Raw genomic sequence first — 23041 nt, forward strand, 5'->3', positions numbered from 1 at the left:
CCCAACACCGTCTGGATCAACAAACCCACAGCTCAACCCGCAGATCTACAGAACACCTGACCACGAAAACGTCTCACTTGACTTGACAGGTTCCGGGATGACGTGCGACGGCTCTGGCGGATCCTCGCCAGCAACGGAGACTTGCGTTTGTTGCTGGCCGCGAACCTGATCTCACTGACGGGTGACTGGATTCTGCGGACCGGGCTCGCCTACCAGGTCTATGTCATGACCGGCTCCACGCTCGCGTCCGCGGGCTCGGTCCTGGCCTCGCTGCTTCCGCAGATCGCGCTCGGATCGGTCGCGGGCGTCTACGCCGACCGATGGGACCGCCGGCGCACCATGGTCGTCACCAACCTGCTGATGGTCGTGGCCTTGCTCCCACTGCTCGCCGTGCAGCACGCAGGTCAGGTCTGGCTGGTCTACCTGGTGATCGCGGTGCAAAGCTGCCTCGCGCCGTTCTTCACCTCCGCCGAGGCCGCGCTCGTGCCGTCCCTGGTGGCGGACCACCACCTCGTCACGGTCAACTCGCTCAACGGCCAGGCCCGCGACGTCGCTCGCCTGGGCGGCGCCGCGCTGGGCGGGGTGATCGCGGCAATCGGCGGCGTTGCCCTGCTGGGCCTCGCGGACATGATGACCTTCGCGCTCGCGGCCGGGCTGCTGTGGCGGATCCGTACCCGGCCTCGATCCGGCTCGGCGATACGTCCGCATGTCCTGAAGGAATGGGCTGAAGGCATGCGTATCGGGCTCTCCAGCCGGGTCCTGCAGGTCTTCCTGGCGTTCACCGTCATCACCGGTATCGGCGAGGCGATCATGGGCACGCTAATTGCGCCGTTCGTACGCGACGTGCTGGGCGGCGACGCCCGCGCTTTCGGTGTGATCATGGCAGCCCAGGCGGTCGGCGGCATCGTGGGAGGCCTTGCCGCAACGCTGATCGGGCATCACTTCGCGCCCCGGGCGATGTTCGGCTGGGGAACGCTCGCATTCGGCGCACTGGACTTGGTGCTGTTCCTGTATCCGCTGGCTACGCATACGCTCTGGCCTGCGCCGGTACTCATCGCGCTCGTGGGGCTGCCGGCCGCGTTCCTGACCGCTGGCGGCATGACCGTCTTTCAGAACGCGACAACCGACAACCACCGCGGGCGGGTTTTCGGAGCGATGGCCGCCGTGAACGGCGCGGCGATGCTGCTCGGCACGATCGCGGCGGGCAGCCTCGGTGAACGCATCGGCATCCTGCCGGTCCTGGTCACGCAAGGTGCAGCCTACTGCCTGGCCGGTGTAGTCGTGCTGCTCGCCCTCCCAATACCGCCACCGATGCGGCGTCAGCACCGTGGACGCGAGGCCGCCACCGCGTGATCGTCTGTGCGTCGTGGAAACAACATCAGATCTGGCGGTGGCCGCGTGCCACAGCGTAAGCCCTTTCCGATGGCGACAGGTTCTGGCCGGGGTGCTCGTCGACTCAGCCCAGGTTGATATGGCGGCACAGATTCACCACCTGCTCGTGCGACGTCACTCGTGCGGAGGCCGGCCCTGCAACACTCCCTGTTCCGGCTCATGAAGGCGCTTGTGCAGGAGGCGAAAACGTCCTACATCTTCGCCTACCAGCTTCTCGCCCGGCCTCAGTCGAGCAGGGCGAGGAACCGGCGGAGGGCGGGGTTCGTGCTATCGCGCGGCCAGGCCAGGGCGACGTCCACGGTGGGTGTCGGGGCGGTGAACCGGCGCAGCCGTACCTCGCGCAGCCGCAGCGCGCGGGCGCGGCCGGCCGGGACGGCCGCGACCACGTCTCCCTGCGCCACCGCCCGCAGCAGCTGCTCGTCGTCCGGCTCCTGCCGGATGAGCCGGAACCCGCCGTGCGGCCAGACCTGGGCAATCGTACGGTCGAACATGCCGGGGCCGTTCTCGCGCGGCCACATCACGGCTGGCAGGTCGACCACCTCGGCCCGACTGACCCGGCGGCGGCTGGCGGCGAGGGGGTGACCTGCGGGCAGGGCCAGCAGCAGCTCCTCGGTGTCGACAGTCCGGCAGGCCAACGCCGGTTCGTCGACAGGCGGGCGGACGAACGCCACGTCGAGCCGGCCGGCGAGCAGGCCGGCCACGTTCGGCGCCGTCCAGGCCGTCTCCGAGACCACCTCGATGTCCGGGTGGGCGGCCCGGAACCGGGCGACCAGCGCGTCGACCCGGCCGCCCCGCGCCGACCGCGTGTACGCAAGCCGGAGCCGGCCGCCCCGCCCGCGTACCAGGTCCCGGATGCGGGCGGTCCCCGCGTCTACCTCGGCGAGCAGCCGGGCGGCCTCGTCGGCGACCCGCGTCCCCACCTCCGTCAGCGTGCAGCCCCGGCTGGTGCGGTGCACGAGCGGCACGCCGAGCTGGCGTTCCAGGGCCCGGATCTGCTGGCTAAGCGCGGGCTGGGCGACGCGCAGCCGGGCGGCAGCCCGGGTGAAGTGCAGTTCTTCGGCGAGCACGGCGAAGTAGCGCAGCCGCCGCACGTCCAACCAGGCGTCCAGGGTCGGCGCGTCGGACATGGATCGATCATAAGCCCCGCTTATCGCCGGCTGTCCGATCCGTCTTGGACGGCCGCCCGCCGGGACGGCGACGATCCGAGGCCAACGGCACGAGCGAGGGAGCGGACGATGACAGCAGCGACGGACGTGGTGGTGGTCGGGGGTGGGGTCGTCGGGATGACGGCGGCAGTCACCCTCCAGCAGCGGGGGGCACGGGTGACCGTGCTGGCCGCCGACGACCCGGCGGACACGGTGTCCACGGTGGCCGCCGCCGTCTGGTACCCAAGCCACACCGATCAGGACCCGCGGGTGCTGCGCTGGGCGCGGGAGACCCACACGGAGCTGGGCCGCCAGGCCGCGGACGGTGTGCCGGGGGTCGTCGAGCGGCCGACCCGGATGCTGCTGCGCCACCCGTACGCCGGTCCGCCCTGGTGGGCGGAGGCGTGCGGGGACCTGGTGGCGGAGCCGGCGCGGCCGCCGTACACGGCGCTGCTGCGGTTCACCGCGCCGACGGTGGAGATGACGCCATACCTGGCCTGGCTGCGGCAGCGGCTGGAGGCCGGCGGCGGGCGGGTGCTGCGTCGCCGGGTGCGGCGGCTCGCCGAGGCGTTCGACACCGCGCCGACGGTCGTCAACGCGACGGGTCTGGCCGCCGGCCAGCTCGCCGCCGACCCGGCCGTGCACCCGGTGCGCGGGCATCTGGTGCTGGTGGCGAACCCGGGCCTGACCGTCTCGGTGCGCGACGAGGACGACCCGGCCGGGATCACGTACGTGCACCCGCGCCGGCACGACGTGGTGCTCGGCGGCACGTACCAGCCGGGGGTGGGGCACACCGCGCCCGACCCGGACACGGCGGCGGCGATCCGGCGCCGCTGCGTCGCGCTGGTGCCGGAGTTGGCCGAGGCGCCGGTGCTCGGCGAGCGGATCGGGCTGCGGCCGGCCCGGCACGGCGGCCCGCGGGTCGAGGTGGACCCGGAGCCGGCGGGCCCGCGCGGCAGCCGGCTCGTGCACGCGTACGGGCACGGCGGGGCGGGGGTCACCCTGTCCTGGGGGTGCGCCGCCGAGGTGGCGGACCTCGCCCTGGGCGGCTGACCGCGGCCCCCCGTCTGCCGCTGGATGCCGGAATCCGGGACGAGCATGCGCGCCGGTTCATAGGCTGGCGAGCGGGAGCACGTCGGGAGGCTGGCGGAGGGCATCGTGGGCAACGTGATCAGGGACGCTCTGCAGGGCGTCCAGGAGGTCGAGATCACCGTGACCGGCCGGAAGACCGGGCGGCAGATCTCGCATCCGGTGTGGTTCGTGCAGGAGGACGACAGCGTCTTCCTGGTGCCGATCACCGGCTCGGACAGCGACTGGTACAGGAACGTCCGGCGGACCCCATTCATCCAACTGGCCGCGAACGGCACGGCCCTGAGCTCGAGCGCCACCCCCATCACCGACGCCGACCGGGTCAACCACGTCGTCGAGATGTTCTGCCAGAAGTACGGCGCCGACCAGGTCGAGGCGCAGTACCCCAAGCACGACGTCGCCGTCCAGGTCCCACTCGGCTGACCCGACACCACATCGACGGCCAGCGGAGAGGTGTCAGTTGGGGCTACTCGATGTGTCGATAGCCGAGCCACGTTCCCGCAGCGCGGTCGCACCTCATGAACCGAGGGCCGTCGGCCTGAGATGCAACCGCGCTGCCGGAGGACGGCTCACTCGTTGCGGGCGGTCTCCGGGCCGGTGATCCGCCGCAGCAGCGGCAGCGTCGAGGCGACGATGCCCAGCGACACCGCCAACCCACCGACCACCATGAGGTAGAACGACGGCTTCGGCGCCAGCAGCGGGTAGCCCAGCTGCGCCTGCAGGAACAGATGCGCGGCCAGGAACCCGGTCCCGATCGCCACCGCCGCGACGATCAGCAGCGGCGCGACGGTCTCCAGCGCGACCACCCGGCGCAGGGTGCGCAGTTGCACCCCGGTGAGCCGCAGCATGCTGAACGGCCGCCGCCGGTCGCTCAGCCCGCCGGCCACGCTCACCGCCAGGCTGCAACCCGCGATCGGCAGGCTGGCCAGCATCACCACGTTGGCCAGCTGCTGGAACTGCCTCAGCAGCCGCGCGGAACTCGACTCCCATTCGGCGGTGCTGGTCGGGAAGCGATCCTTCGGGAACGCGTCGATCAGCATCGTCCGGGCCCGCTCGAACGCGGAGCGGCTGGTCGTGTCGACGACCACCGACACGATCGGCTGCCGGTCGACCTGCGCGGGATCGATGTCGACGGCCTCCCAGACGTACGTGTCGTTGGTCAGGTCGAACGCGCGCAAGCCGATGAGGTCGGCGCTTACGGCCGCGACCCTCGCGCCCGCGGGGCAGGTGCCGTACGCCGCCAGGCGGTCCAGCTCGGCACAGGTGATGATGCCGTGCCACCCGTCCGGGTCGGGGTTGCGGTGCACCACGGTCACGCTGCGCACCCCGGGGATCGCCGCGAGCCCGGCCGGGATCTCGTCCGGGGCCGGCGCGGGGCCGTCCTCGGGCCAGAAGATCTTCGACAGTGACGTGGCGGCCACCGAGTCGGTGCGCGGCTCGCCGCGGTTGGCGATGTACGTGGTGATCGTGCCGGTCGCCACGCTGGTCACGAACAGCGCCACGATCAGCCCACTCACGGACCGGAACCCCGCCTGCGGGTTGTCCGACAGGCGGCGCGCGGCGATGAGCGTGGCGGGTCGGCTCGCCCGCCCGGCCAGCAGCCGTGCGGCGATCATGGTCAACCACGGCCCGGCCAGCACCAGCCCGACCAGGATCAGCAGAAACCCCGAGAGGTACGCGGTGAGCTGGCCGTTGGTCGTGGCGGGACGCCGGCCGATGAAGTACGTCAGTTCGGCGAGCCCGGCGACCAGCGGGATGAGCCGCCAGGCGCGCGGCGGCTTCGGCGTCACCCGCCGGCTCACGCCCAGCGGCGAGATCTGCACCCGTCGCAGGGCCAGCCAGGAGGCCATGACGGCGCCGACCGGGATGCCGAGCGCGACCAGCAGGACGTCGACGATCGTGAGAGAGAGGTCGGCGGCGAAGAACGGCTCGCCGGTGAACGGGATCGCCGCGAGGCTAGGCCGGAACGCGAAGAACAGGCTGAACCCGGCGGCGGTCCCGGCGACGGCGGCGAGTGTCGACTCGACCGCCGAGATCAGCGAGATCTGCCGTGGCGTGGCGCCGACCAGCCGCATCGCGGCGAAGCGCTGCTCCCGGCGGGTGGCGGCCAGCCGGGTTGCGGTGCCGATGAAGATGAGCACCGGGAAGAGCAGTGCGGCCGCGACCACGGACAGCACGAGCGCCATGCCGTCGCTGTTGATGCCGACATAGCAGCCGTTGGCGCAGCCGTCCGGAGAGGTGGTCATGATCTGGGTGACCTGGCGGGCACCCAGGTGCTCCAGGTCGGCGGGCGGGCGGCCGATGACGATCAGCAGCGAGTCCGGAGAGGGCAACGCCTCCCGGCCGATCGTGCCGACCTCGTGGCCCGGGAAGCGGTCACCGAGTTCCGCGGCCGGGGTGGCCCGCAGCAGCTCGCCGAGGGCGGGCGAGACGTAGAACTCGCCCGGTGCGGGCAGCTTCGGAATGCCCGGCGGGACGGGCGCGTCCGGGCCGGCCGCCGCGACCTCGACCCGGCCGATGGACTCGCCGTGGTGGTAGTCCTCCCGGATGAGCCACCACAGCGGGTCGACCGACGGATCGGAGGAGGCCGGCGCGACGGCGGTGTTGAGCCAGGCGTTCCGCTGGTTCTGCGCGCCGACCGCGTTCATGCCGGCGACCGTCGCCAGGAGCATGCCGACGCCGAGCGCCACCGCGGCGGCGATGATGACGAGCCGGGTAGCGGCTTCCCGCCCGCCGGCCACGGACAGCCGTACCGCGAACCGGATCATGCGGGCACCAGCGCGTTCACCTTGCCGTCGCGCACGATGACCTGCCGGTCGGCGTACGCGGCGACGCGGGCCTCGTGGGTGACGAGCACGACGGTCGTGCCCTGCTCCCGGGCGGAGGCGACCAGGAGGTTCATGACCTGCTCGCCGGTCAGCGAGTCGAGCGCCCCGGTCGGCTCGTCGGCGAACAGCGCCCCGGGCCGGGCGACCAGGCCGCGGGCCAGCGCGACCCGCTGCGCCTGGCCGCCGGAGAGTTCACCGGAGCGGCGCCGCTCCAGCCCGGCCAGGCCGAGCCGCTCGAACCAGGGCCGCGCCTCCGTGAGCGCCGCGGCCCGCTTGACGCCGCTCAGCAGCAGCGGCAGCGCGACGTTCTCCTCCGCGGTCAGCTCCGGTACGAGCTGTCCGAACTGGAACACGAACCCGAACTGGTCCCGGCGCAGGATGCTGCGCTCCTGCTCGCCCAGGGTGTCGATCCGGCGGCCGTCGAAGTGGATCTCGCCGGCGTCCGGCACGAGGATCCCGGCCAGGCAGTGCAGCAGGGTGGACTTGCCGGAACCGCTCGGGCCCATGATGGCGACGATCTCGCCCGGGGCCACCGAGACGCTGGCGCCTCGCAGCGCCGGCGTCTCGCCGAAGGACAAATGGACGTCGCGCGCCTCGATCGCCTTCATCCGCGTACCACCTTCTTGAGGGCGTCCAACCGGGCGACCGTGGTGTCGATCCAGTGCAGGTCGGCTTCCAGGTGGAACAGGCCGTGGTCGGCCAGCATGGTGTCGACCAGGTTGCCGTTGCGCTTGATCTCGGTGAGTTCCGTCATCCGCCGCAGGTGCGTGGCGCGCTGCGTGTCGAGGTATTCCTCGGCGGGGCGGTCGAGCATGAGCGCCAGCACGACCTTGGTGAACAGCACGGTCTGCAGGTTGGGCTCGGCCTCGACCGGCTCGGTCAGCCACGACTCGAACTCGGTCGCGCCCCGGTCGGTGATGACGTAGCGCTTGCGTTCGGGGCCGACGCCCGGCTCGACCTCGCCGACCACGATCTTGCCGTCGCGGACGAGCCGGCCGAGGGTCGCGTAGACCTGGCCGAACGGCAGCGGCTTGCCGCGGTTGAAGAAGGAGTCGTAGTCGCGCTTCAGGTCGTAGCCGTGGCTGGGCTCGCGTTCGAGCAGGCCGAGGAGGGTCATGGGAACGCTCATGGCGCCCACCATACCCCGAGCGTATACCTCGCGTATATACCTCGCGCGTATATCAGCGTTCGTCGGTCGCGGGCGTGGGCGCCCGACCTGACACGGCGGTGGGGCTGACGTGCCCGGCCGACGCCACCGGGGTCAGTGCGAAGTGGACCGTACGCCCGGTCTTCGTCCGTCCGAGCCAATGTGTCAACGGCACCACCACCCCTTGCAGCAGCGGGTGCTTGCGCACCAGCGCCCGGCTGGCCGCCCGGTGCTCGGCCCCGGTCAACCGCCGCGCCTCGGCCTCGACCGCCGCCCCGGTCGGCTTTCCCAGCCCGGTCGACGGGGCCACGGCCACCCGCGGGTTGTTGCGGATCCGCCTGGTCTTCCACGCCTTCTCGAAACTGCGCACGTACGCCCGCTCTCCCGCCACCGCGATGCTCACCGCTGCGGCCACGGCCGTTCCGTCGCGCTTGTACGTCGTCAGCACCACCGTCTTCTGGCGGACCAGCGGTGCCCAGGCGGCGGACGGGGCGGGATCGACGTACCCAACCACCCAGCCCAGCCGCCGCAGCCGGGCCACCAGCGCGACCAGGGCGAGTACGGCGGACAGGCCGACCAGCCAGGTCTGCGCGGCGCTGCCGCCGGCGTCCGCGTCGACCAGGTGCGAGACCGTGTGCGCCGCCCCGCCGACCAGGTATCCAGCCAGTGCGACGGCCAGGGCGTCGGCCCAGATCAGCGCCAGCAGCAGGGTCACCCCGATGCCGAGCTGGAACGCCCCCACGTCGTGCACGAAGTGCTCGTGCGGTGGGAAGTTCACCGCCGAGCTGAAGGAGAAGGGCCGCAACAGGGCCCACCCCCCGATGATCACCGACGCCGCGCCGAGCAGCGCGGCCACCCCACGTCCAAGGCTTCTCATGCCCCTGAGACGGGCCGGCCGCCCGCGGTGTGACTGTGGCCCGCGCACCGCCGCCGCCTGACGTGGCCGATCAGTAAGGGACGGCGGGGCCCGGTGGGCGGTCGGGCGGCAGCAGCGGTGCGGTCTCGGCCCACGAATCGGCCGAGGCGATCCACCGCGGCTGCTCACCCTTCGCACATCCCGGCGGGACCATCCTCAGGGCCGCCAGGATGTCACCCGCCACCCGACGTCAGGAGTTCCCACCAGCGCTGCGGTAGCGCTCGACCTCCGACCACACGGCGGACATCCCGGCGAGACAGCGGTCGAACGCCTGGGCGTGTTCCCGGTAGGCGGCGCGGTCCGGCCCCGGGTGCACGCAAAGGTCGTCCTCGTCGTTGACGGTCCACGGCGGCACGTCGTGGCCGAGGGCGCCGGGCAGCAGGGAGGCGACGCCCCGGGCACCGAGTTCGCTGGTGAGCTGCCGCCGGACCGGGCGGCCGAGCACGTCGGCGAAGATCTGCGCCCACACCGTCGACCGCGCGCCGCCACCGGCCAGCCGCCAGGGCCGGTCACCGACGTCCGCGCCGCTGGCCAGCACCCGGTCGAGCTGCACCCGGTGGTACTGCGCGACACCTTCGATGACCGCCCGGGTGAGGTGGCCCCGGCGGTGGTTGCTGGAGATGCCGAGGAAGGTGCCGGACGCCGACGGATGCTCGGGCGAGCCGTTGACGAAGGGCAGGAACAGCAGGCCGTCGGCGCCGGGCGGCACCGCGGCGGCCTCCTGCAGCAGTTCCGCCGCGGCGACGCCGCCGGTCTGCTGGTGGGGCGCCCCGGCGCAGGCGAGCCAGTCGAGGTTGGCGGCTGACGTGGGGGCCACCTCCATGGCCAGCATCGTGGCCGGATCGGGCATGAACGCGCTGAGCGTGACCTCCGGGGCGGGGGTGCGCGCGGGCACCACCACCCCGTTGATCGCCCAGGTGCCGACGATGATCGTCCCGTCCCCGAGCTCCCGACCTCCAGCGCCCAGCGTGGCGGCCACGCAGTCCATGCACCCGGCGATGACCGGCAGGCCCTCGGGCAGCCCCGTGCGGGCCGCCGTCGCCGCGCTCAGACCGGCGACCACCTCGTCGGACCTGCGCAGCGGTGGGAACCGGTCCAGGTCGGCGGCGGGCAGGCCCACCAGTTCGAGCGCCGTGGGCGTGTATTCGCGGGTGTCGAGTCCGACCATGCCGAACGCGCTGGCGTCGCTGTAGTCCGCGCTGGCCACGCCGGTGAGCTGCGCGGTGACCCAGTCTTTGCAGGACAGCACCCACCGGGTGGCGGCGTAGGTCGCCGGTTCGGCGTCCCGCAGCCAGCGCAGCAGGACGGCGGGCTGGGCGGCCCACGGGATCGAGCCGGTCTCCCGGGCCAGCCGGCGGGCCCCCTCCGGCGGGATCGCCTGGACGATGTGCTGCGCCCGGCTGTCCGACGAGGCGATGGCCGGTCCGATCGGGCGCAGGGACCCGTCGACCGGGTAGATGCCGTTGCCGTGTGCGGCCACGCCGATGCCCGCCGGGGCGTACCCCTCGGCGGCCAGCTTGCCGCCGACGTCCGCCAGCAGCGACAGCACCGTGTCGGCGAGAGCGGTCATGTCGACGTCGTGGCGGTGGGCGGTGACGCTGGTGCGCGGAGTGCGGGCGTGCACGACGGCCAGCTCGTTGCCGACGACGTCGAAGGCGGCCACCTTGGTGGCGGTGAGGCCGACGTCGACCCCGAGGTAGCAGGTGTGCGGAGTCGTCACGACGTCCTCCTGTCGCTCGTTCCGGTCGCCGGGGCGAGGCTCAGCCCGCGCGGGCGGAAGCGCCGCAGCTCCGCCCGGTAGGCGGCCACCTCGGCGTCGGCCCGTCCGGTGTCCCAGCCGAGATGCCGTACGGCGACGTCCGCGCAGGTCACGGCCGTCGACACCGCCATGTCCGGGCCGAGGCCGACCAGCGTACGGCGCAGCAGCACGTCGGCCAAGGTCACGGCCCGTTCCTCGCGGAAGGCCATGACCACCTCGGCGGCGACCGCCCCGGTCCGCTCGTCGACGACTTCGGCCAGTGTCGGGTCGGCCACGGCGAGTTCGAGCACACGGTGGGCCCGGACGCCGTAGATGTCCAGCAGCCGGGCGGACTGCGCCGGAGTGAACGGAGTGGCCGAACGCGCGAAGTCCGCGCGGAAGGCGTACCAGTCCGGCGTGTCGGCGCCGGGCAGCGGTCGGGTACGGGTGGTGCACCGTTGCCGCGGCCGGCCGAGCACCTTCAGCGCCTCGTCGGTGGCGTCCTCGGCGAGGGCCCGGTGGGTGGTCAGCTTGCCGCCGATGATCGTGAGCAGCCCCTCGTACGCGGGCGCGTGGTTGAGCACCGTGTGCCCACGACTGATCTTGGCGTTGTCCGACACGCCGGCCGTGTAGGGCAGCGGGCGGATTCCGGCGACGCTGTAGAGCACGTCGTCCGGGGTGAGGCCGGCCTGGGGGAACAACCGGTTGGCCTCGGTGAGCAGGTAGTCGATCTCGGCGTCGCTGGCGACGACCTCGTCCAGGTCACCCTCGTACGTGAGGTCGGTGCTGCCGAGGACGTAGCGGCCCTCCCAGGGGAAGATGAAGATCGGTCGCCGGTCGGCGGCGGCCTCGAAGAAGATGCAGGTGTCCGGGGCGCCCGGGAACGGGTCGATGATGATGTGGCTGCCCTTGGTGCCGCCGTTGAGACGCCCGCTCGCCACCTGGCCGTCGAGGATCCGGTCGATCCATGGCCCGGCGGCGTTGATCGTGAGGCGTCCCCGGATCTCCCCCTCGCGCCCCGACTGGTTGTCCCGGGTCCGGACCCCGTCCACCCGCCCGCCCGTCACGAGCAGACCGGTCACCGTCGTGTAGGTCAGCACCCGCGCGCCCAGCCGCTCGGCGTCGACCAGCAACTCGACGCAGAGCCGCTCGGCCCACGGCACCTGGGCGTCGTTGAAGAGCACCCCGCCGCGCAGCCCCTTGCGCGAGAGGTGGGGCCAGCGCCGGCCGATCGCCCGGGCGGACATGCCCCGGCTGCGTCCGCGCCCACGGCCCGCAGCCAGGACGTCGAAAGCGGCCAGGCCGAGGCGGATCAGGGGCCCCGGCCGGCTGTCACCGGCGTAGAACGGGATCAGCATGGGGTAGTCGTGGACCAGGTGCGGCGCGGTGCGGAACAGCAGGTGCCGTTCCCGGATCGACTCGTGCACCAGCGCGAAGTCGTAGCGCTCGAGGTACTTCAGGCCGCCGTGGATGAGCCGGCTGGAGGTGGCGGTGGTGCCGGCGCCGACGTCACCGCGGTCGACCACGACGACGCTGAGGCCCCGGCTGGCGGCGTCTCTCGCGATGGCGAGGCCGTTGATGCCGGCGCCGATGATCACGAGGTCGACGGTGTCATCGGCGCCGGTCTGTGGGTGTGGCATGAGGAGCTCCCGGAGATGAGGGGTGCGGGCCGGGTGGGAGACCCGCACCCCTGGCGATGATCAGGACGCGGAAGAGGCCGACCGCTCCCGGAACAGCTCGTAGGCGTCCTCGGGCTTGGCGTCGTCGTGCACCACGGAACGGACCGCGGCCAGCATCGCGGCCGGGTACTCGCTCTGGAAGATGTTGCGGCCCATGTCGACGCCCGCCGCGCCCTCCTGCATCGCCCGGTACGCCATGGTCAGCGCGTCGAGCTCGGGCAGCTTCTTGCCGCCGGCGACGATGATCGGCACCGGGCAGGCCGCGGTCACGGTCTCGAAGCCCTCGTTGACGTAGTACGTCTTGACGATGTGGGCGCCCATCTCCGCGCTGATCCGGGTGGCGAGCCGGAAGTAGCGCGCGTCGCGGACCATGTCCTTGCCCACGGCGGTCACGCCGAGCACGGCGATGCCGTGCCGCTGCCCGGCGTCCACCAGGGCGGCGAGGTTCGCCACCGACCGGGACTCGTGCTCGCCGCCGATGAACACCTGGATCGCCAGCGCCGCGGCGTTGAGCCGGACCGCGTCCTCGATGTCCAGGGCGATGTGCTCGTCCGAGAGGTCCCGCAGCACGCTGGGCCCGCCGCTGGCCCGCAGCACGATACCGGCGTTGCTGTGCGACGGGATGCTGGTGCGCAGGGCGCCGCGGGTCATCATGATCGCGTCGGCGTCCGGCACGAGCGGGGCGATGTTGGTGTCCAGCCGCTCCAGGCCGGCCATCGGCCCGAGGAAGTAGCCGTGGTCGAAGGCCAGCATCACCGTACGGCCGTTGTCGGGTCGGAAGATCCGGGACAGCCGGTTCTGCAGGCCCCAGTCCTGGGCGTGGGCTCCCTTGACGTGGAAGCCGGCGGCGGTGGCGGCGGCCCCGCCGAAATCGCGGGCGTCGAGCAGACCGTCGGTGTCAGCCATTGCTGTTTTCTCCTGTGCTAGTTCCAGCGGTTGTCGCGGCCGCGGGTCGCAGCCGTCGACGGGTTCGGGTGGTCCCGCCGGCGCTGCGGAGCGCTCCGCCACCGGCGAGGAAGAGGACGAACAGCACGAGGCCGCCCTTGAGCAGGTTCTGCGCGGCCGTGCTCCAGCCCACGAGGTTGACGAGACCGTCGAGCAGGATGAAGAAGAGCGCGCTGCCCCAGATGCCGACCGGCACGGCCCGACCGCCCGAGATGAGCGTGCCGCCGATGACGACGACGGCGACCGAGTCGAGCAGGTAGCGCGTGCCCAGGTCGGGCGACGGCGCGATGTAGGCGGCGAGCAGCGCGCCCGCCAGCCCGGCGAGGGCGCCACTGGCCAGGTAGGTCGTGGCGATGACCCGGGTGACGGGGATGCCGGCCCGTTCCGCGGCCGGCCGGCTCTGCCCGACCGCGAGCAGCGAGCGGCCGTACGTCGTGCGGCGGAGCAGGACGACGACCAGCGCGGTCAGCGCGGCCACCGCGACGGCGAGCACGGGTACCCCGGCCGGTCGCAGGTTGAGCAGCTTGCGCAGCCCGTCGTCGGGCACCGCGGTGAAGCCGTCGGCCAGCGACAGCGTCAGCGACGAGGCGATCAGCCCGGCGGCCAGGGTGGCGATGATCGGCGGGACGGACAGCCCCAGGATCGCCACCACGCTGATCACCGCGACGGCCAGTCCGGTCCCGATGCCGGCCAGGATGCCGACCGGCACCGAACCGGTCGACGCGGTCACCTGGACCGCGACGAAGCCGGCGAGGGAGATGATCGGCGCCACCGACACGTCGATGTTGCCCGGCCCCGCGGTGATCACCAGCATCTGACCCAGGCCGACGATGACCAGGTACGGGGCCAGGGACAGCGCGAGCGAGACGGTCTGCCCGCTGCCCTGACTGGAGATGGCGAGGATGGTGACCCAGACCAGCGTGGCGGCGACGAAGCCCCAGATCCAGGGGCGGGCGAGCGTACGGAGGGTCATCGGAGCACCTTTCCGACCACGGCGCGGCCGGCCAGCACGGCCAGCACGATCACGCCCTGTACGGCCGACTGCATGTTCGACGGCACGTCGAGCAGGCTGAGGACGACACTGACCAGGCCGAGGGTGATGCCGCCGATGGCGACGCCCCACGGCACGGCGGTGCCGCCGGCGAAGGATCCGCCGCCGAGGATCACCGCGGCGACCGTGATCAGGGTGTAGCTGGTGGCGGACGAGACGTCGCCGCCGCCGGTCTGCGACGCGAGGGCGAGCCCGGAGAGCACGCCGAGCGCCCCGGCCACGACGTACGCGATGATCCGCGCGGTCAGCGGTCGCAGGCCGGCCCGTTGCAGCGCGACCGGGTTGCTGCCCAGCGCGCGGACCCGCACCCCGACGGAGCTGCGGGCGGACAGCAGCCAGACCACCGCGGCGACGACAAGGATCGGCAGCAGCGGGGCGGGGAAGCCGCCCGGCTGCCAGGAGCCGAAGGTCGCCAACCACTCGGGGGTGCTGCCGCCCGGCGTGGGCAGGACGAACATCCCCAGTCCCAGCCAGACGAACGAGGCGCCGAGGGTGGCGATCAGCGACGGCACCCGGCGCAGGTGGATCAGCGCGCCGAGCACCGCGTAGGCCGCCACGAGGCCGAGCAGCATCAGCGCGCCGGTGCCGGGGGAGGAGACCAGCTTCGTGGCGGTGATGACGGTGACCAGGCCGACGAAGTTGCCGATGCCGAGGTCGATGTCGCCCACGGACATGAGCACCATCTGGGCCTGGGCCGCGATGACCAGGGGCACGGTGGCCGAGAGGACCAGGGTGAGACCGGGGACGGTCAGCACGTCGGACTGCAGCGACGCGCAGACCGCGATCATGGCCACCATGGCGACCGCGCTGACCAGGGCGGGGCCGGTGCGGCGCAGCAGGGCCCGCGACGGCATCGCCGTCGCGACGAGATTCGTCATCGCTGTGCTCCCGTGGGCTCGGATTCGGCGAAGGAGACGGCGATGATCCGTTCCTCGGAGATTTCCGCGCCGGTCAGCTCGGCGACGACCCGGCCGGCGCGCAGCACGTAGACCCGGTCGCAGTGCGCCATCTCGGCGTTCTCGCTCGAGTACCAGACCACGCTGCGGCCGCCCGCCGCCTCCTGCCGGATGAGCGTGTAGAGGTCGGTCTTCGTGTGCACGTCGACCCCGCGGAACGGGTCGTCGAGCAGGACCAGGTCCGCCGTGGAGGCGAACGCCCGGGCCACGATGACCTTCTGCTGGTTGCCGCCGCTGAGCTCGGTCATGCCCGCGTCGGCGCCGCCGCGGATGGCCAACCGGTCCACCCAGTCGCGGACCGCGGCGTCCTCCGCGCCGGTACGGCGTACGCCGTACCGGGCCAGGCCGCGCATGGCGGTGACGATGAGGTTCTCCGCCACGGACCACAGCGGCAGGATGCCGGAGCGCTGCCGGTCACCGGGCACGTAGGCGCGGGTGCCCTCGACGGTGGTGTCCCGCCGGACGGGGCGCCACAGGCGTTCGAGCACCTGCTGCTGGCCCTGGCCGGCGAGGCCGGCCAGCCCGACGACCTCGCCCCGGCCGACCGTGATCGACACGTCGTGCAGGCCGTGGCCGGTGGCGCCGCGCAGTTTGCCGACGACCGGCCGGTCGCCGGCCACGCGGGCGGGGGCGGGTGCGGCGGCGGGCTCGGCCACCTCCGCACCCATCAGGGTGAGCACGTCCTGTTCGCTGAGGCCGGCCGCGGGCCGCTCCGCGACGACCGCGCCGTCGCGCATCACCGCGACCCGGTCGGCCACGGAGAGCACCTCACGGATCCGGTGCGAGATGAGCAGGACGGCCGTGCCCTGGGCGGTGAGCCGCCGGACGTACGCGTAGAGCGACTGCGCGGCGTCCGGGCCGAGCGACTCGGTCGGCTCGTCCAGGATCAGCAGCTCGAGCCGATCGACGAGGCTCGCCCGGGCGATCTCCACCATCTGCCGCTGGGCCAGCGACAGGTCCTCGACCCGGTCCCGCGGCGACACCCCGTGGCCCGGGAACATCTCGTCCAGCCGGCGGGCGACCTTGGCGCTGGCCGCCCGACGCCAGCCCAGCCGGGGCAGGCAGTGCCGGGAGGAGACCCAGATGTTCTCCGCGACGGTGAGGTCGGGGCAGAGCGACGTTTCCTGGTAGGCCATCCGGACGGCACGGAACGGCTCGGAGCCCGGCGCGACGTCGCGCGGCGCCTCCTGTCCACCCACGGTGACCGTGCCCTCGTCGCACGCTTCGAGGCCGGCGAGGACGCGCATCAGCGTGCTCTTGCCCGCGCCGTTGTGGCCGACGAGGCCGAGCACCTCACCGGCGCGGACGTCGAGGTCCACTCCGGTGAGGGCTCGGGTGCGCCCGTACGTCCTGGTCACCCGCCGCGCGGTGACGACCGGTGGCGCCGTGGACGGCTTCCGGTCGCCCTGCGGTGGGGCCGCGTGCGACCCCACCGGCAGGTTGTCGACGTGCATCATGCGCTCCTCTGTTGCTGTTCGGTCAGCCGGCGGCCGTCGGGATCGGCGGCTGCACCGGGGCCCCGCCGCTCTTCGCGGCCTCGACCTGCTTGCGGAAGAGCTCCTGGGTCCACGGCCAGGCGGCGTACTCGTCGGGCTTCAGGACGCCGGCCCACGCGGCGACGTCCTTCTGTTCCACCAGCACGATCGGGAAGGTGATCTCCTTCGGGATGTCCTTGCCGTCGAGCAGGTCGATCGCCTCCCACAGGGCGGCGACCGACTGGCCCGGGTCGGACATGACCGCGACCGAGCCGTTGTCGAGCTTGCTGTCCTGCCAGTACTTCAGCGCGCGGCCGTTGGTCTCGAAGGTGACCGCCGGGACCGGCTTGCCCGCGCTGGTGAAGGCCTGGGCGACGCCGTAGCCGTCACCACAGCCGATGACCCCGTCGACCTTCGGCACGCTCGACAGCACACCGAGCACGGCCTTCTGCGCCTTGGCGCCGTCGCACATGCCGTTGACGGTCGCGGCGACCTTGACGTCCGGGTTCTTGGCCAGGATGTCCTGCGTGGTCTGGTACATCTCCGCCTCGGGCTGCGAGCCGACCACACCCCGGCTGACGATCACCGTGCCCTTGCCGCCGATGCCCTTCACCAGCGGCTCGGCGGCGGCCGTCGCCCAGTCCTTGAAGCTGTTGAGCAGCACGTGGGCGCAGGGGGCGTCGATCGCCGAGTCGAAGACCACGACCTTGATGCCGGCGTCGCAGGCCTGCTGGATGACCGGCTTGAGCGCGGTCGGCGAGGCCGGGTCGATCAGCAGGGCGTCCGGCTTCTGCAGCAGCAGGCTCTTGATCTGGGCGACCTGCTCGGTGGCCGAGTTCTCGCCGGGGGCGTTGACGACCTTGAACTTGCCGATCAGCCCGTCGCTCTGCGCCTTGGTGGCGGCGGCCTCGAACTTGGCGATCATGGTCTGCCGCCAGCCGTTGCCGATGAAGCCGTTGCTCAGCGCGATGAACGGCTTGTCGCCGTCCTTGGCGTTGCCGCCGCTCGCGCCGGAGCCGCAGCCGGTCGCGGTGACCGCGACGGTCGCGACGAGCGCGGCCACGACGGCGGTGCGCCGCCGTCGGGACGAGGGATGGGTACGCATGGTGGGGGCCTCCAGAGAGAGCGAAAACCCGTCGGAGCGGGAGTGGACGTGCTCAGTCGGCTGACCGCAGCTGAGGGGCTGCGATGAGGTCCAGTCATTACAGACCTGTAGTGACAGGTTGGCTAGAGCTTGATGACAAACGTGTTTCAAGTCACAGTGATGGGGGTTACGTTCACGCGCCAATTCGGTGATTGGGCTGGCAAATGACCCCCGCTTCCTGTCATGACAGGGCTGCGCGGTCATGGCATGCTGTATCCGGTCGATGGGGAAGGAAGTCCATGACGATGACGTACCGGCGGCTCACCCGCGACGGGAGCGAGCCGCTGTGGATGCAGCTGATGCGGGAGCTGCGCGGCCAGATCGAGGCCGGTGAGATAGCCCCGGACCAGCCGTTGCCGTCGGAGGCGGAGCTGACCGACCTCTATGGCGTCTCCCGCACCGTCGTCCGCGAGGCGCTGCGTGAGCTCGTACAGCAGCGGATGATCTACAAGGTCAAGGGGCGGGGCGCCTTCGTCGCTCCCCGCAAGACCGAGTTGCGCTTCGTCGGCTCCGTGTCCGGCTCCGCCGACGACCTGCGGGAGTCGGGACGCCGGGTCACCACCCACACGATCAGCCAGAGCCTCAGTCCGGCCGACCAGCGCGAGGCGGACCTGTTGCAGATTCCGGTCGGCGAGTCGGTCGTGCGGATGCGCCGGCTCCGTGGTGTCGACGGCCAGCCCTGGCTGCTCGTCGACACCGCGCTGCCGGCCAGGCTGGTGCCCGGCCTGGACCGCGCCGTCCTGGAGAACCAGTCCCTCTACGACGTGCTGCGCCGCCGGTACGGGCTCGAACCTGTCGGGGCCGACCGCTGGATCGAAGCCGTCTTCCCCGAACCCGAGGACGCCGCCCTGCTCGAGGTCACCACCTCGACGCCCCTGCTCGGCATCGAGTCCGTGGCCTGGCTGCCGGACGGCACCCGGTTCGAGGCCTACTACGCACTGCACCGCAGCGACCAGACCCGCTTCTTCGTCGGCATTCGCTGACCCCAGCAGCACCCGAGCGGTGGGTGCCCACCTTCCTGAAACCGACCGCGCGCCGGCTCGTTGCTCCCAGGGGCGGCCGGTGGGCGGTAGTGCCGGCTGCTGACCACGGATCAGGCCGATGATTCTCGATCCGTCGCGCGGTCTGGTCGAGGGACGGATCGGGGAGTGAAGGGGGCGCCAGATGGGCAAGCTCGTGGTGACGGAGTTCGTGACGCTGGACGGTGTGGCGCAGGCGCCGGGGGCGCCCGACGAGGACCGCGACGGCGGCTTCGCGCATGGCGGGTGGCAGGCGCCGCTGGTGGACCAGGAGTCCGGCAGCGCCATGTTCGAGCAGGCCACGAGCATGGACGCGCTGCTGCTGGGCCGGAAGACGTACGAGATCTTCGCCGCCTACTGGCCGAAGGCGCCCGCGGAGATCCCCTTCACCGGGCTGCTCAACCGGGTGCCCAAGTACGTGGCGAGCCGTACGCTCGCCGAACCGCTGGGGTGGGAGGGATCGACGCTCGTCAGCGGTGATCTCGCCGAGGGCGTCGCCGGGCTGAAGGATCGCCACGACGAGCTCCACGTGATCGGCAGCCTCGACCTGGTGCAGTCGCTGCTGCGCCTCGGCCTCGTCGACCGGCTGCACCTGTGGCTCTATCCGCTGGTGCTCGGTAGCGGCAAGCGGATGTTCGCGGAGGGCACCGCGCCCACGGCCTTCCGGCTCTCCGAGTCGATCACCCGCTCCAACGGCGCACTGCAACTGACCTACGAGACGGCAGGCATCCCGGGCTACGGCAACCTCGCCGTCTAGACGGTGGCGTCGCGCGGCCAGTCCATTTCGGTTGTGGACGCGTCAGGCATCTGGTGTAGTGCGGGGAAGGAGAGGACACGTCGGGAGACAGGGAGAGGGTCGTGCGCGCAGCTTTCGGGATCGATCAGTTGGCAGTGACCATCGACCCGAAGGACCTGACGCGTGGAGCGGACTCTCAACCTGGGGATTGTGGCGCATGTCGACGCCGGTAAGTACCCGGCGGGGCCCGAACAGGTCACCGGCGCGGACTTCCGGGGCCTCACCCCGCTGGTGCTGATGGACGCGCTGCGCCGAGCCGGCACCCGAGTGCATGAGCCGGTGCACACGTTCCGGGTCGACGTGCCGGCCGATCTGCTCGGAACCGTGCTGCCGGCGCTGGCCCGGTTCGGGGCGGTGCCGACGCGGACCGAGCCGCGGGGCACGGCGTACGTGGTCGAGGGCGAGGTGCCCGCGGCCCGGGTGCACGACCTGGAGCGGCGGTTGCCGGTGCTGACCCGGGGCGAGGGAACGCTCGAGTCGAGGTTCTCCCACTACCAGCCGGTACGGGGACCGGCGCCCGAGCGGCCACGCAGCGACCACGACCCCCTGCACCGCAAGGAGTACCTGCTCGCCGTGACCCGCCGAGTGACGGTGTGACCGACCGGGCCAAATGCCGGCGGGCCGGAGGCGCGGCCGTCGTGCCGGGCAGCGGTTCCTACCCGGCACGACGCACACCACGATCCCGCCGCGGGCCGACTGGCCAGCCCGATGATCGACGAGTCCCTGCCCCCCGGATGATTCCCCGGATCGTCAGCCACACCAGCCGAAGCCGGACGTGTACGAGCTGAGCGTGCCGGTCTTGTTCGGCCCGCTGTACGCGACGCCGGAGTAGCGGACGCACTCGCCCGGCGCGTAGAGATAGACGGGCCCGGCGTAGTAGCGGTAGTTGCCCGGGTCCTGGGCCACCCGCCCGCTCCTCGTCTCCACCTTGGCGTTCATCCAGGTCGCGGTGCCGACGAAGCTGGACTTCTCCGCGACGACGCAGTTCATCTTCGTCTGCGCGCTGTACATCAGGTAGACGTGTCCGAAGGCCTGCCCACCGCTGGTGAGCAGCACCTTGTCGTCGAGTTCGTAGTAGGTGGATCCGCACTGCTCGCCGTACCGTGTGGTGGAGGCGCTGGCCGGCGCCGGGCCGACAACCGGGGCGCCCACCGCGACAACCGCGGCCACGACGTGAACCAACACCGAGCGTCGCCACGTGGACATCAGCCGCACCAGCCCACCTTGTTGTTCCCGGCGTTGGAGTCCGTCGGGGGATAGTAGATGTTCCCGATGACCCAGATGCACTTACCGCTGGCGTAGGCGGTCACCGGTCCGGCGTAGTACCTGTAGGTGCCGTGGTCCCGGTCGTCCGCCGACAGCAACCGGCAGTTGCTGGTGCCGGATGAACAGACCCACAGTTCGACCGACATGACCTTGCTGACGCCCCAGGTGTTGGCACTCGACACGGTCCGGGCGCAGTTGTAGCCGCCGCTGTAGTAGACCTCGACGTATCCGTACTTCGTCGAGCCGTTGATGGCTACGTCTCCGTACAGGTCGAAGCCGCCGACCTTGGAACCCGAACAGGTGCCGGTCGCGGCCTGCGCCGGCGGGCTGGCGAGGAAAGTACTGCCGGTCGTGATGAGGACGAGCGCGGCGAGCATCGCCAGGATTCGCGATCGTGAGGTGGTCAAAGGTGCCTCCGTTCTCTCGGTGCCACACCGCGGCGAGCGGCGGGAACGGTCACCTGACAGCCCGCGGCACCTCGGCGGGTGGCGACGTGGCCGCGTACGCCGCCGATGTCCGGGGCGGTGCAGGACCGGCACAGTCAACATCTGTCGCACCCGCCGGCCAAGTGATTCGAACTCGCTCGAATCTCCGACCGAACGGTGCTGTGCCCCGTCGCGGTCGTCGGGCATGTGGCCACCGGGCACCTGCCTGACCGGTCATGCCGCCTTCCGCGTGGTCGCGTCACGTGCCTGTCAGGTGGGTAGTCGCCCGGACGCAGGCTCCAGCCGCTCACGGTCCCGTGTGAGCGTGAAGCGCAGCGGCCCGCCGTCACCGTGAACCGGCCAGCCTGCGGCGAGCGCCGCCTGGATCAGTTCCGCGACCAACCGTGGCGTGACCGGGGCCAGGGCGAACACCTCGGCCACCCGGTCCGCAGGTGCGGTGATGATCGGCCCGTAGTTGAGCCACGGGTCGTCGAAGGCCACCTGGACCTCCAGTTGACTGCCCCTGGTTGCGATGTGCCAGACCCTGACTACGACGTGACCGGGGTCGACGTGACTGACCATCCATCGGTAATCGAGGCCGTCGACGCGAATCCTCCGCTTGCGAATCCTGGCCACGGTGCGAGCGTAGGCGGGCGCGCCTTCACGGCGGTAGCGGAATTCGCGACAGACCGTTGCACCGCGGTCACGGAGCTTCCGGCGCATCCCACGATGCGAGCAGGGGTTTGTTACCTACCAAACCGATGGGATAACTTCCCAACCATGATCCGTAGCAGCCACTCACCGACCGGGAAGCGCATCGTCACTTCCCTGGTCGTGCGGCGCTACGTCGACCACCAGCGCACCTGCAGCGCACTCTGTCCGCGCTGATCGAGTAGGCGAGGACGGCGCTTCCGCGGCGGCGGACAACTGCTCCCGCGACGAGCGCATGCGCGTTCGTCGCGGCGCTTCCGGCCCTGTCGCCTCTCACCCCCCGCCGGCCTGCCCGGCGGCCCTGGCACCCGGTCGCGGAGCAGCTCCGGCACGAGCACGTCACCCTGCGCCTGAATCCCGTCGCCCCCTCCACGCAAGTTCCTTGCCGGTACGAAAGGCCATCACGCATGTCACGATCCAGGTTCCGGTCCACCGCGCTGGCGGGGGCTGCCGCCCTCGCCGTGGCCGGGTTGCTCGCCTCCTGCTCGGGCGGCGGCTCGCCCGGTGCCGGGCAGGACGCCGGCGACCCCGTCCACGGTGGCACCCTCGTCTACCTCGAGCACCAGCCGCCGAGCTGCCTCTACCTGCCGGCCGCGGGCTTCTACCCGAACGGCGGGGTGCTCAACCAGCTCACCGACAAACTCACCTGGCAGGACCCGAAGACACTCAAGATCGAGCCCTGGGTCGCCAAGTCCTGGGAGGTCAACGCCGACGCGACCGAGTACACCTTCCACCTGCGCGACGGGGTGACCTTCAGCGACGGCAGCCCGCTCGACGCGGAGGCCGTGGCGGCGAACTACGACGTGTACGGCCTCGGCAACAAGGACCTGAAGCTTCCGGTGGCCGAGTTCGTCAACAACTACGAACGCAGCGAGGTCGTCGACAAGGACACGGTGAAGTTCCACTTCGACAAGCCGTCGCCCGGCTTCCTGCAGGGCACGTCGGTCATCGGGGCGGGTCTCGTGTCCAAGAAGACCATCTCGCTGCCGTACGAGGAGCAGTGCCAGCTCAAGAACGTCGTCGGGTCCGGCCCGTTCACCGTCGCGAACCAGGTCATCGACAAGGAGATCGAACTGGTGGCCCGCGAGGACTACAACTGGGCCCCGCCGTCCTTCGCCCACCAGGGGCGCGCCTACCTCGACCGGATCAAGATCATCGTGACTCCGGAGGACAGCGTCCGGGTCGGCGCGCTGACCTCGGGGCAGGCCGACTACGTGCGCTACGCGGAACCTGTCAAGTCAAGTGAGACGTTTTCGTGGTCAGGTGTTCTGTAGATCTGCGGGTTGAGCTGTGGGTTTGTTGATCCAGACGGTGTTGGG

The 23041-nt window shown here is 71.6% G+C and carries 22 protein-coding genes; 7 read left to right on the plus strand and 15 right to left on the minus strand.

The window, feature by feature from the left end; translation table 11 throughout:
- Positions 1 to 141 precede the first annotated feature (141 nt).
- Positions 142 to 1353: an MFS transporter gene (locus tag AB0G14_RS31205; RefSeq protein ID WP_357703607.1), complete on the plus strand. Its 1212-nt coding sequence runs from the start codon at positions 142 to 144 to the stop codon at positions 1351 to 1353.
- Positions 1354 to 1616: 263 nt separating this feature from the next.
- Here AB0G14_RS31205 and AB0G14_RS31210 read toward each other — a convergent pair whose 3' ends face one another.
- Positions 1617 to 2519: a LysR substrate-binding domain-containing protein gene (locus tag AB0G14_RS31210; protein WP_357703609.1), complete on the minus strand. Its 903-nt coding sequence runs from the start codon at positions 2517 to 2519 to the stop codon at positions 1617 to 1619.
- A gap of 108 nt (positions 2520 to 2627) precedes the next feature.
- On the opposite strand from AB0G14_RS31210, the gene AB0G14_RS31215 reads away from it, so the two are divergent.
- A complete protein-coding gene (locus AB0G14_RS31215) occupies positions 2628 to 3590 on the plus strand; it encodes an FAD-dependent oxidoreductase (protein ID WP_357703611.1) in 963 nt (320 codons plus the stop codon).
- Between the two features lie 114 nt (positions 3591 to 3704).
- Positions 3705 to 4049, plus strand: coding sequence for a nitroreductase/quinone reductase family protein (locus AB0G14_RS31220; RefSeq protein WP_357703613.1), 345 nt, complete (start codon positions 3705 to 3707; stop codon positions 4047 to 4049).
- 146 nt (positions 4050 to 4195) lie between these two features.
- Here AB0G14_RS31220 and AB0G14_RS31225 read toward each other — a convergent pair whose 3' ends face one another.
- From AB0G14_RS31225 to AB0G14_RS31275, 11 genes are all read right to left on the minus strand, one after another.
- Entirely contained in the window at positions 4196 to 6394 is a 2199-nt protein-coding gene (locus AB0G14_RS31225; RefSeq protein WP_357703616.1) for an FtsX-like permease family protein, read from the minus strand.
- Positions 6391 to 7062, minus strand: coding sequence for an ABC transporter ATP-binding protein (locus AB0G14_RS31230; RefSeq protein ID WP_350705776.1), 672 nt, complete (start codon positions 7060 to 7062; stop codon positions 6391 to 6393). The genes AB0G14_RS31225 and AB0G14_RS31230 overlap by 4 nt, the downstream gene beginning before the upstream one ends.
- On the minus strand, positions 7059 to 7583 hold the full coding sequence (locus AB0G14_RS31235) for a PadR family transcriptional regulator (protein WP_357703619.1): 525 nt from the start codon (positions 7581 to 7583) through the stop codon (positions 7059 to 7061). Before AB0G14_RS31235 ends, AB0G14_RS31230 begins: the two co-directional genes overlap by 4 nt.
- A gap of 52 nt (positions 7584 to 7635) precedes the next feature.
- On the minus strand, positions 7636 to 8478 hold the full coding sequence (locus tag AB0G14_RS31240; RefSeq protein ID WP_357703622.1) for a PPOX class F420-dependent oxidoreductase: 843 nt from the start codon (positions 8476 to 8478) through the stop codon (positions 7636 to 7638).
- A gap of 229 nt (positions 8479 to 8707) precedes the next feature.
- Positions 8708 to 10237 carry an FGGY-family carbohydrate kinase gene (locus tag AB0G14_RS31245; RefSeq protein ID WP_357703625.1) on the minus strand — a complete coding sequence of 510 codons (1530 nt, stop codon included), beginning with the start codon at positions 10235 to 10237 and terminating at the stop codon, positions 8708 to 8710.
- Positions 10234 to 11895, minus strand: a complete 1662-nt coding sequence (locus AB0G14_RS31250; protein ID WP_357703627.1) for a glycerol-3-phosphate dehydrogenase/oxidase — start codon at positions 11893 to 11895, stop codon at positions 10234 to 10236. The genes AB0G14_RS31245 and AB0G14_RS31250 overlap by 4 nt, the downstream gene beginning before the upstream one ends.
- Positions 11896 to 11955: 60 nt before the next feature.
- Positions 11956 to 12840, minus strand: a complete 885-nt coding sequence (lsrF, locus tag AB0G14_RS31255; protein WP_357703629.1) for a 3-hydroxy-5-phosphonooxypentane-2,4-dione thiolase — start codon at positions 12838 to 12840, stop codon at positions 11956 to 11958.
- Positions 12833 to 13852, minus strand: a complete 1020-nt coding sequence (locus AB0G14_RS31260) for an ABC transporter permease (RefSeq protein ID WP_357703632.1) — start codon at positions 13850 to 13852, stop codon at positions 12833 to 12835. Before AB0G14_RS31260 ends, lsrF begins: the two co-directional genes overlap by 8 nt.
- Positions 13849 to 14808, minus strand: coding sequence for an ABC transporter permease (locus AB0G14_RS31265; protein WP_357703634.1), 960 nt, complete (start codon positions 14806 to 14808; stop codon positions 13849 to 13851). The genes AB0G14_RS31260 and AB0G14_RS31265 overlap by 4 nt, the downstream gene beginning before the upstream one ends.
- The gene (locus tag AB0G14_RS31270; RefSeq protein WP_357703636.1) at positions 14805 to 16340 is read right to left on the minus strand and encodes a sugar ABC transporter ATP-binding protein; all 1536 of its coding nucleotides are present in this window, start codon (positions 16338 to 16340) and stop codon (positions 14805 to 14807) included. The genes AB0G14_RS31265 and AB0G14_RS31270 overlap by 4 nt, the downstream gene beginning before the upstream one ends.
- 25 nt (positions 16341 to 16365) lie before the next feature.
- Positions 16366 to 17466 (minus strand): ABC transporter substrate-binding protein, encoded by a 1101-nt coding sequence (locus AB0G14_RS31275; RefSeq protein WP_357703638.1) that lies wholly within the window; start codon positions 17464 to 17466, stop codon positions 16366 to 16368.
- 278 nt (positions 17467 to 17744) lie between these two features.
- Here AB0G14_RS31275 and AB0G14_RS31280 point away from each other — a divergent pair, with 278 nt between their 5' ends.
- The 3 genes from AB0G14_RS31280 to AB0G14_RS31290 all read left to right on the plus strand — a co-directional run bounded on the left by AB0G14_RS31280 (position 17745) and on the right by AB0G14_RS31290 (position 19917).
- Positions 17745 to 18488: a GntR family transcriptional regulator gene (locus tag AB0G14_RS31280; protein WP_357703641.1), complete on the plus strand. Its 744-nt coding sequence runs from the start codon at positions 17745 to 17747 to the stop codon at positions 18486 to 18488.
- A gap of 181 nt (positions 18489 to 18669) precedes the next feature.
- Positions 18670 to 19281, plus strand: a complete 612-nt coding sequence (locus AB0G14_RS31285; RefSeq protein ID WP_357703644.1) for a dihydrofolate reductase family protein — start codon at positions 18670 to 18672, stop codon at positions 19279 to 19281.
- Between the two features lie 162 nt (positions 19282 to 19443).
- Positions 19444 to 19917, plus strand: coding sequence for a hypothetical protein (locus AB0G14_RS31290; protein ID WP_357703645.1), 474 nt, complete (start codon positions 19444 to 19446; stop codon positions 19915 to 19917).
- A 153-nt stretch (positions 19918 to 20070) separates the two neighbouring features.
- On the opposite strand, the gene AB0G14_RS31295 is transcribed toward AB0G14_RS31290, so the two are convergent.
- From AB0G14_RS31295 to AB0G14_RS31305, 3 genes are all read right to left on the minus strand, one after another.
- The gene (locus AB0G14_RS31295) at positions 20071 to 20535 is read right to left on the minus strand and encodes a hypothetical protein (protein WP_357703648.1); all 465 of its coding nucleotides are present in this window, start codon (positions 20533 to 20535) and stop codon (positions 20071 to 20073) included.
- A complete protein-coding gene (locus tag AB0G14_RS31300) occupies positions 20526 to 20993 on the minus strand; it encodes a hypothetical protein (RefSeq protein WP_357703651.1) in 468 nt (155 codons plus the stop codon). Before AB0G14_RS31300 ends, AB0G14_RS31295 begins: the two co-directional genes overlap by 10 nt.
- A 288-nt stretch (positions 20994 to 21281) precedes the next feature.
- Positions 21282 to 21734 carry a hypothetical protein gene (locus AB0G14_RS31305; RefSeq protein WP_357703653.1) on the minus strand — a complete coding sequence of 151 codons (453 nt, stop codon included), beginning with the start codon at positions 21732 to 21734 and terminating at the stop codon, positions 21282 to 21284.
- Positions 21735 to 22129: 395 nt separating this feature from the next.
- Between AB0G14_RS31305 and AB0G14_RS31310 the strand changes: the two genes are divergently transcribed.
- Entirely contained in the window at positions 22130 to 22996 is an 867-nt protein-coding gene (locus tag AB0G14_RS31310) for an ABC transporter substrate-binding protein (protein WP_357703655.1), read from the plus strand.
- Positions 22997 to 23041 lie beyond the last annotated feature (45 nt).

The organism is Micromonospora sp. NPDC023814 (genome assembly GCF_040639595.1).
Classification (GTDB): domain Bacteria; phylum Actinomycetota; class Actinomycetes; order Mycobacteriales; family Micromonosporaceae; genus Micromonospora.

Bases quoted from the DNA above. Each gene is read 5' to 3' on its own strand.
- AB0G14_RS31310 (WP_357703655.1), top strand. From the start codon at position 22,130: ATGTCACGATCCAGGTTCCGGTCCACCGCGCTGGCGGGGGCTGCCGCC.
- AB0G14_RS31250 (WP_357703627.1), bottom strand. From the start codon at position 11,895: ATGCCACACCCACAGACCGGCGCCGATGACACCGTCGACCTCGTGATC.
- AB0G14_RS31210 (WP_357703609.1), bottom strand. From the start codon at position 2,519: ATGTCCGACGCGCCGACCCTGGACGCCTGGTTGGACGTGCGGCGGCTG.
- AB0G14_RS31240 (WP_357703622.1), bottom strand. From the start codon at position 8,478: ATGAGAAGCCTTGGACGTGGGGTGGCCGCGCTGCTCGGCGCGGCGTCG.
- lsrF (WP_357703629.1), bottom strand. From the start codon at position 12,840: ATGGCTGACACCGACGGTCTGCTCGACGCCCGCGATTTCGGCGGGGCC.
- AB0G14_RS31230 (WP_350705776.1), bottom strand. From the start codon at position 7,062: ATGAAGGCGATCGAGGCGCGCGACGTCCATTTGTCCTTCGGCGAGACG.
- AB0G14_RS31235 (WP_357703619.1), bottom strand. From the start codon at position 7,583: ATGAGCGTTCCCATGACCCTCCTCGGCCTGCTCGAACGCGAGCCCAGC.
- AB0G14_RS31270 (WP_357703636.1), bottom strand. From the start codon at position 16,340: ATGCACGTCGACAACCTGCCGGTGGGGTCGCACGCGGCCCCACCGCAG.
- AB0G14_RS31275 (WP_357703638.1), bottom strand. From the start codon at position 17,466: ATGCGTACCCATCCCTCGTCCCGACGGCGGCGCACCGCCGTCGTGGCC.
- AB0G14_RS31260 (WP_357703632.1), bottom strand. From the start codon at position 13,852: ATGACCCTCCGTACGCTCGCCCGCCCCTGGATCTGGGGCTTCGTCGCC.
- AB0G14_RS31305 (WP_357703653.1), bottom strand. From the start codon at position 21,734: ATGCGCCGGAAGCTCCGTGACCGCGGTGCAACGGTCTGTCGCGAATTC.
- AB0G14_RS31265 (WP_357703634.1), bottom strand. From the start codon at position 14,808: ATGACGAATCTCGTCGCGACGGCGATGCCGTCGCGGGCCCTGCTGCGC.
- AB0G14_RS31285 (WP_357703644.1), top strand. From the start codon at position 18,670: ATGGGCAAGCTCGTGGTGACGGAGTTCGTGACGCTGGACGGTGTGGCG.
- AB0G14_RS31225 (WP_357703616.1), bottom strand. From the start codon at position 6,394: ATGATCCGGTTCGCGGTACGGCTGTCCGTGGCCGGCGGGCGGGAAGCC.
- AB0G14_RS31215 (WP_357703611.1), top strand. From the start codon at position 2,628: ATGACAGCAGCGACGGACGTGGTGGTGGTCGGGGGTGGGGTCGTCGGG.
- AB0G14_RS31280 (WP_357703641.1), top strand. From the start codon at position 17,745: ATGACGATGACGTACCGGCGGCTCACCCGCGACGGGAGCGAGCCGCTG.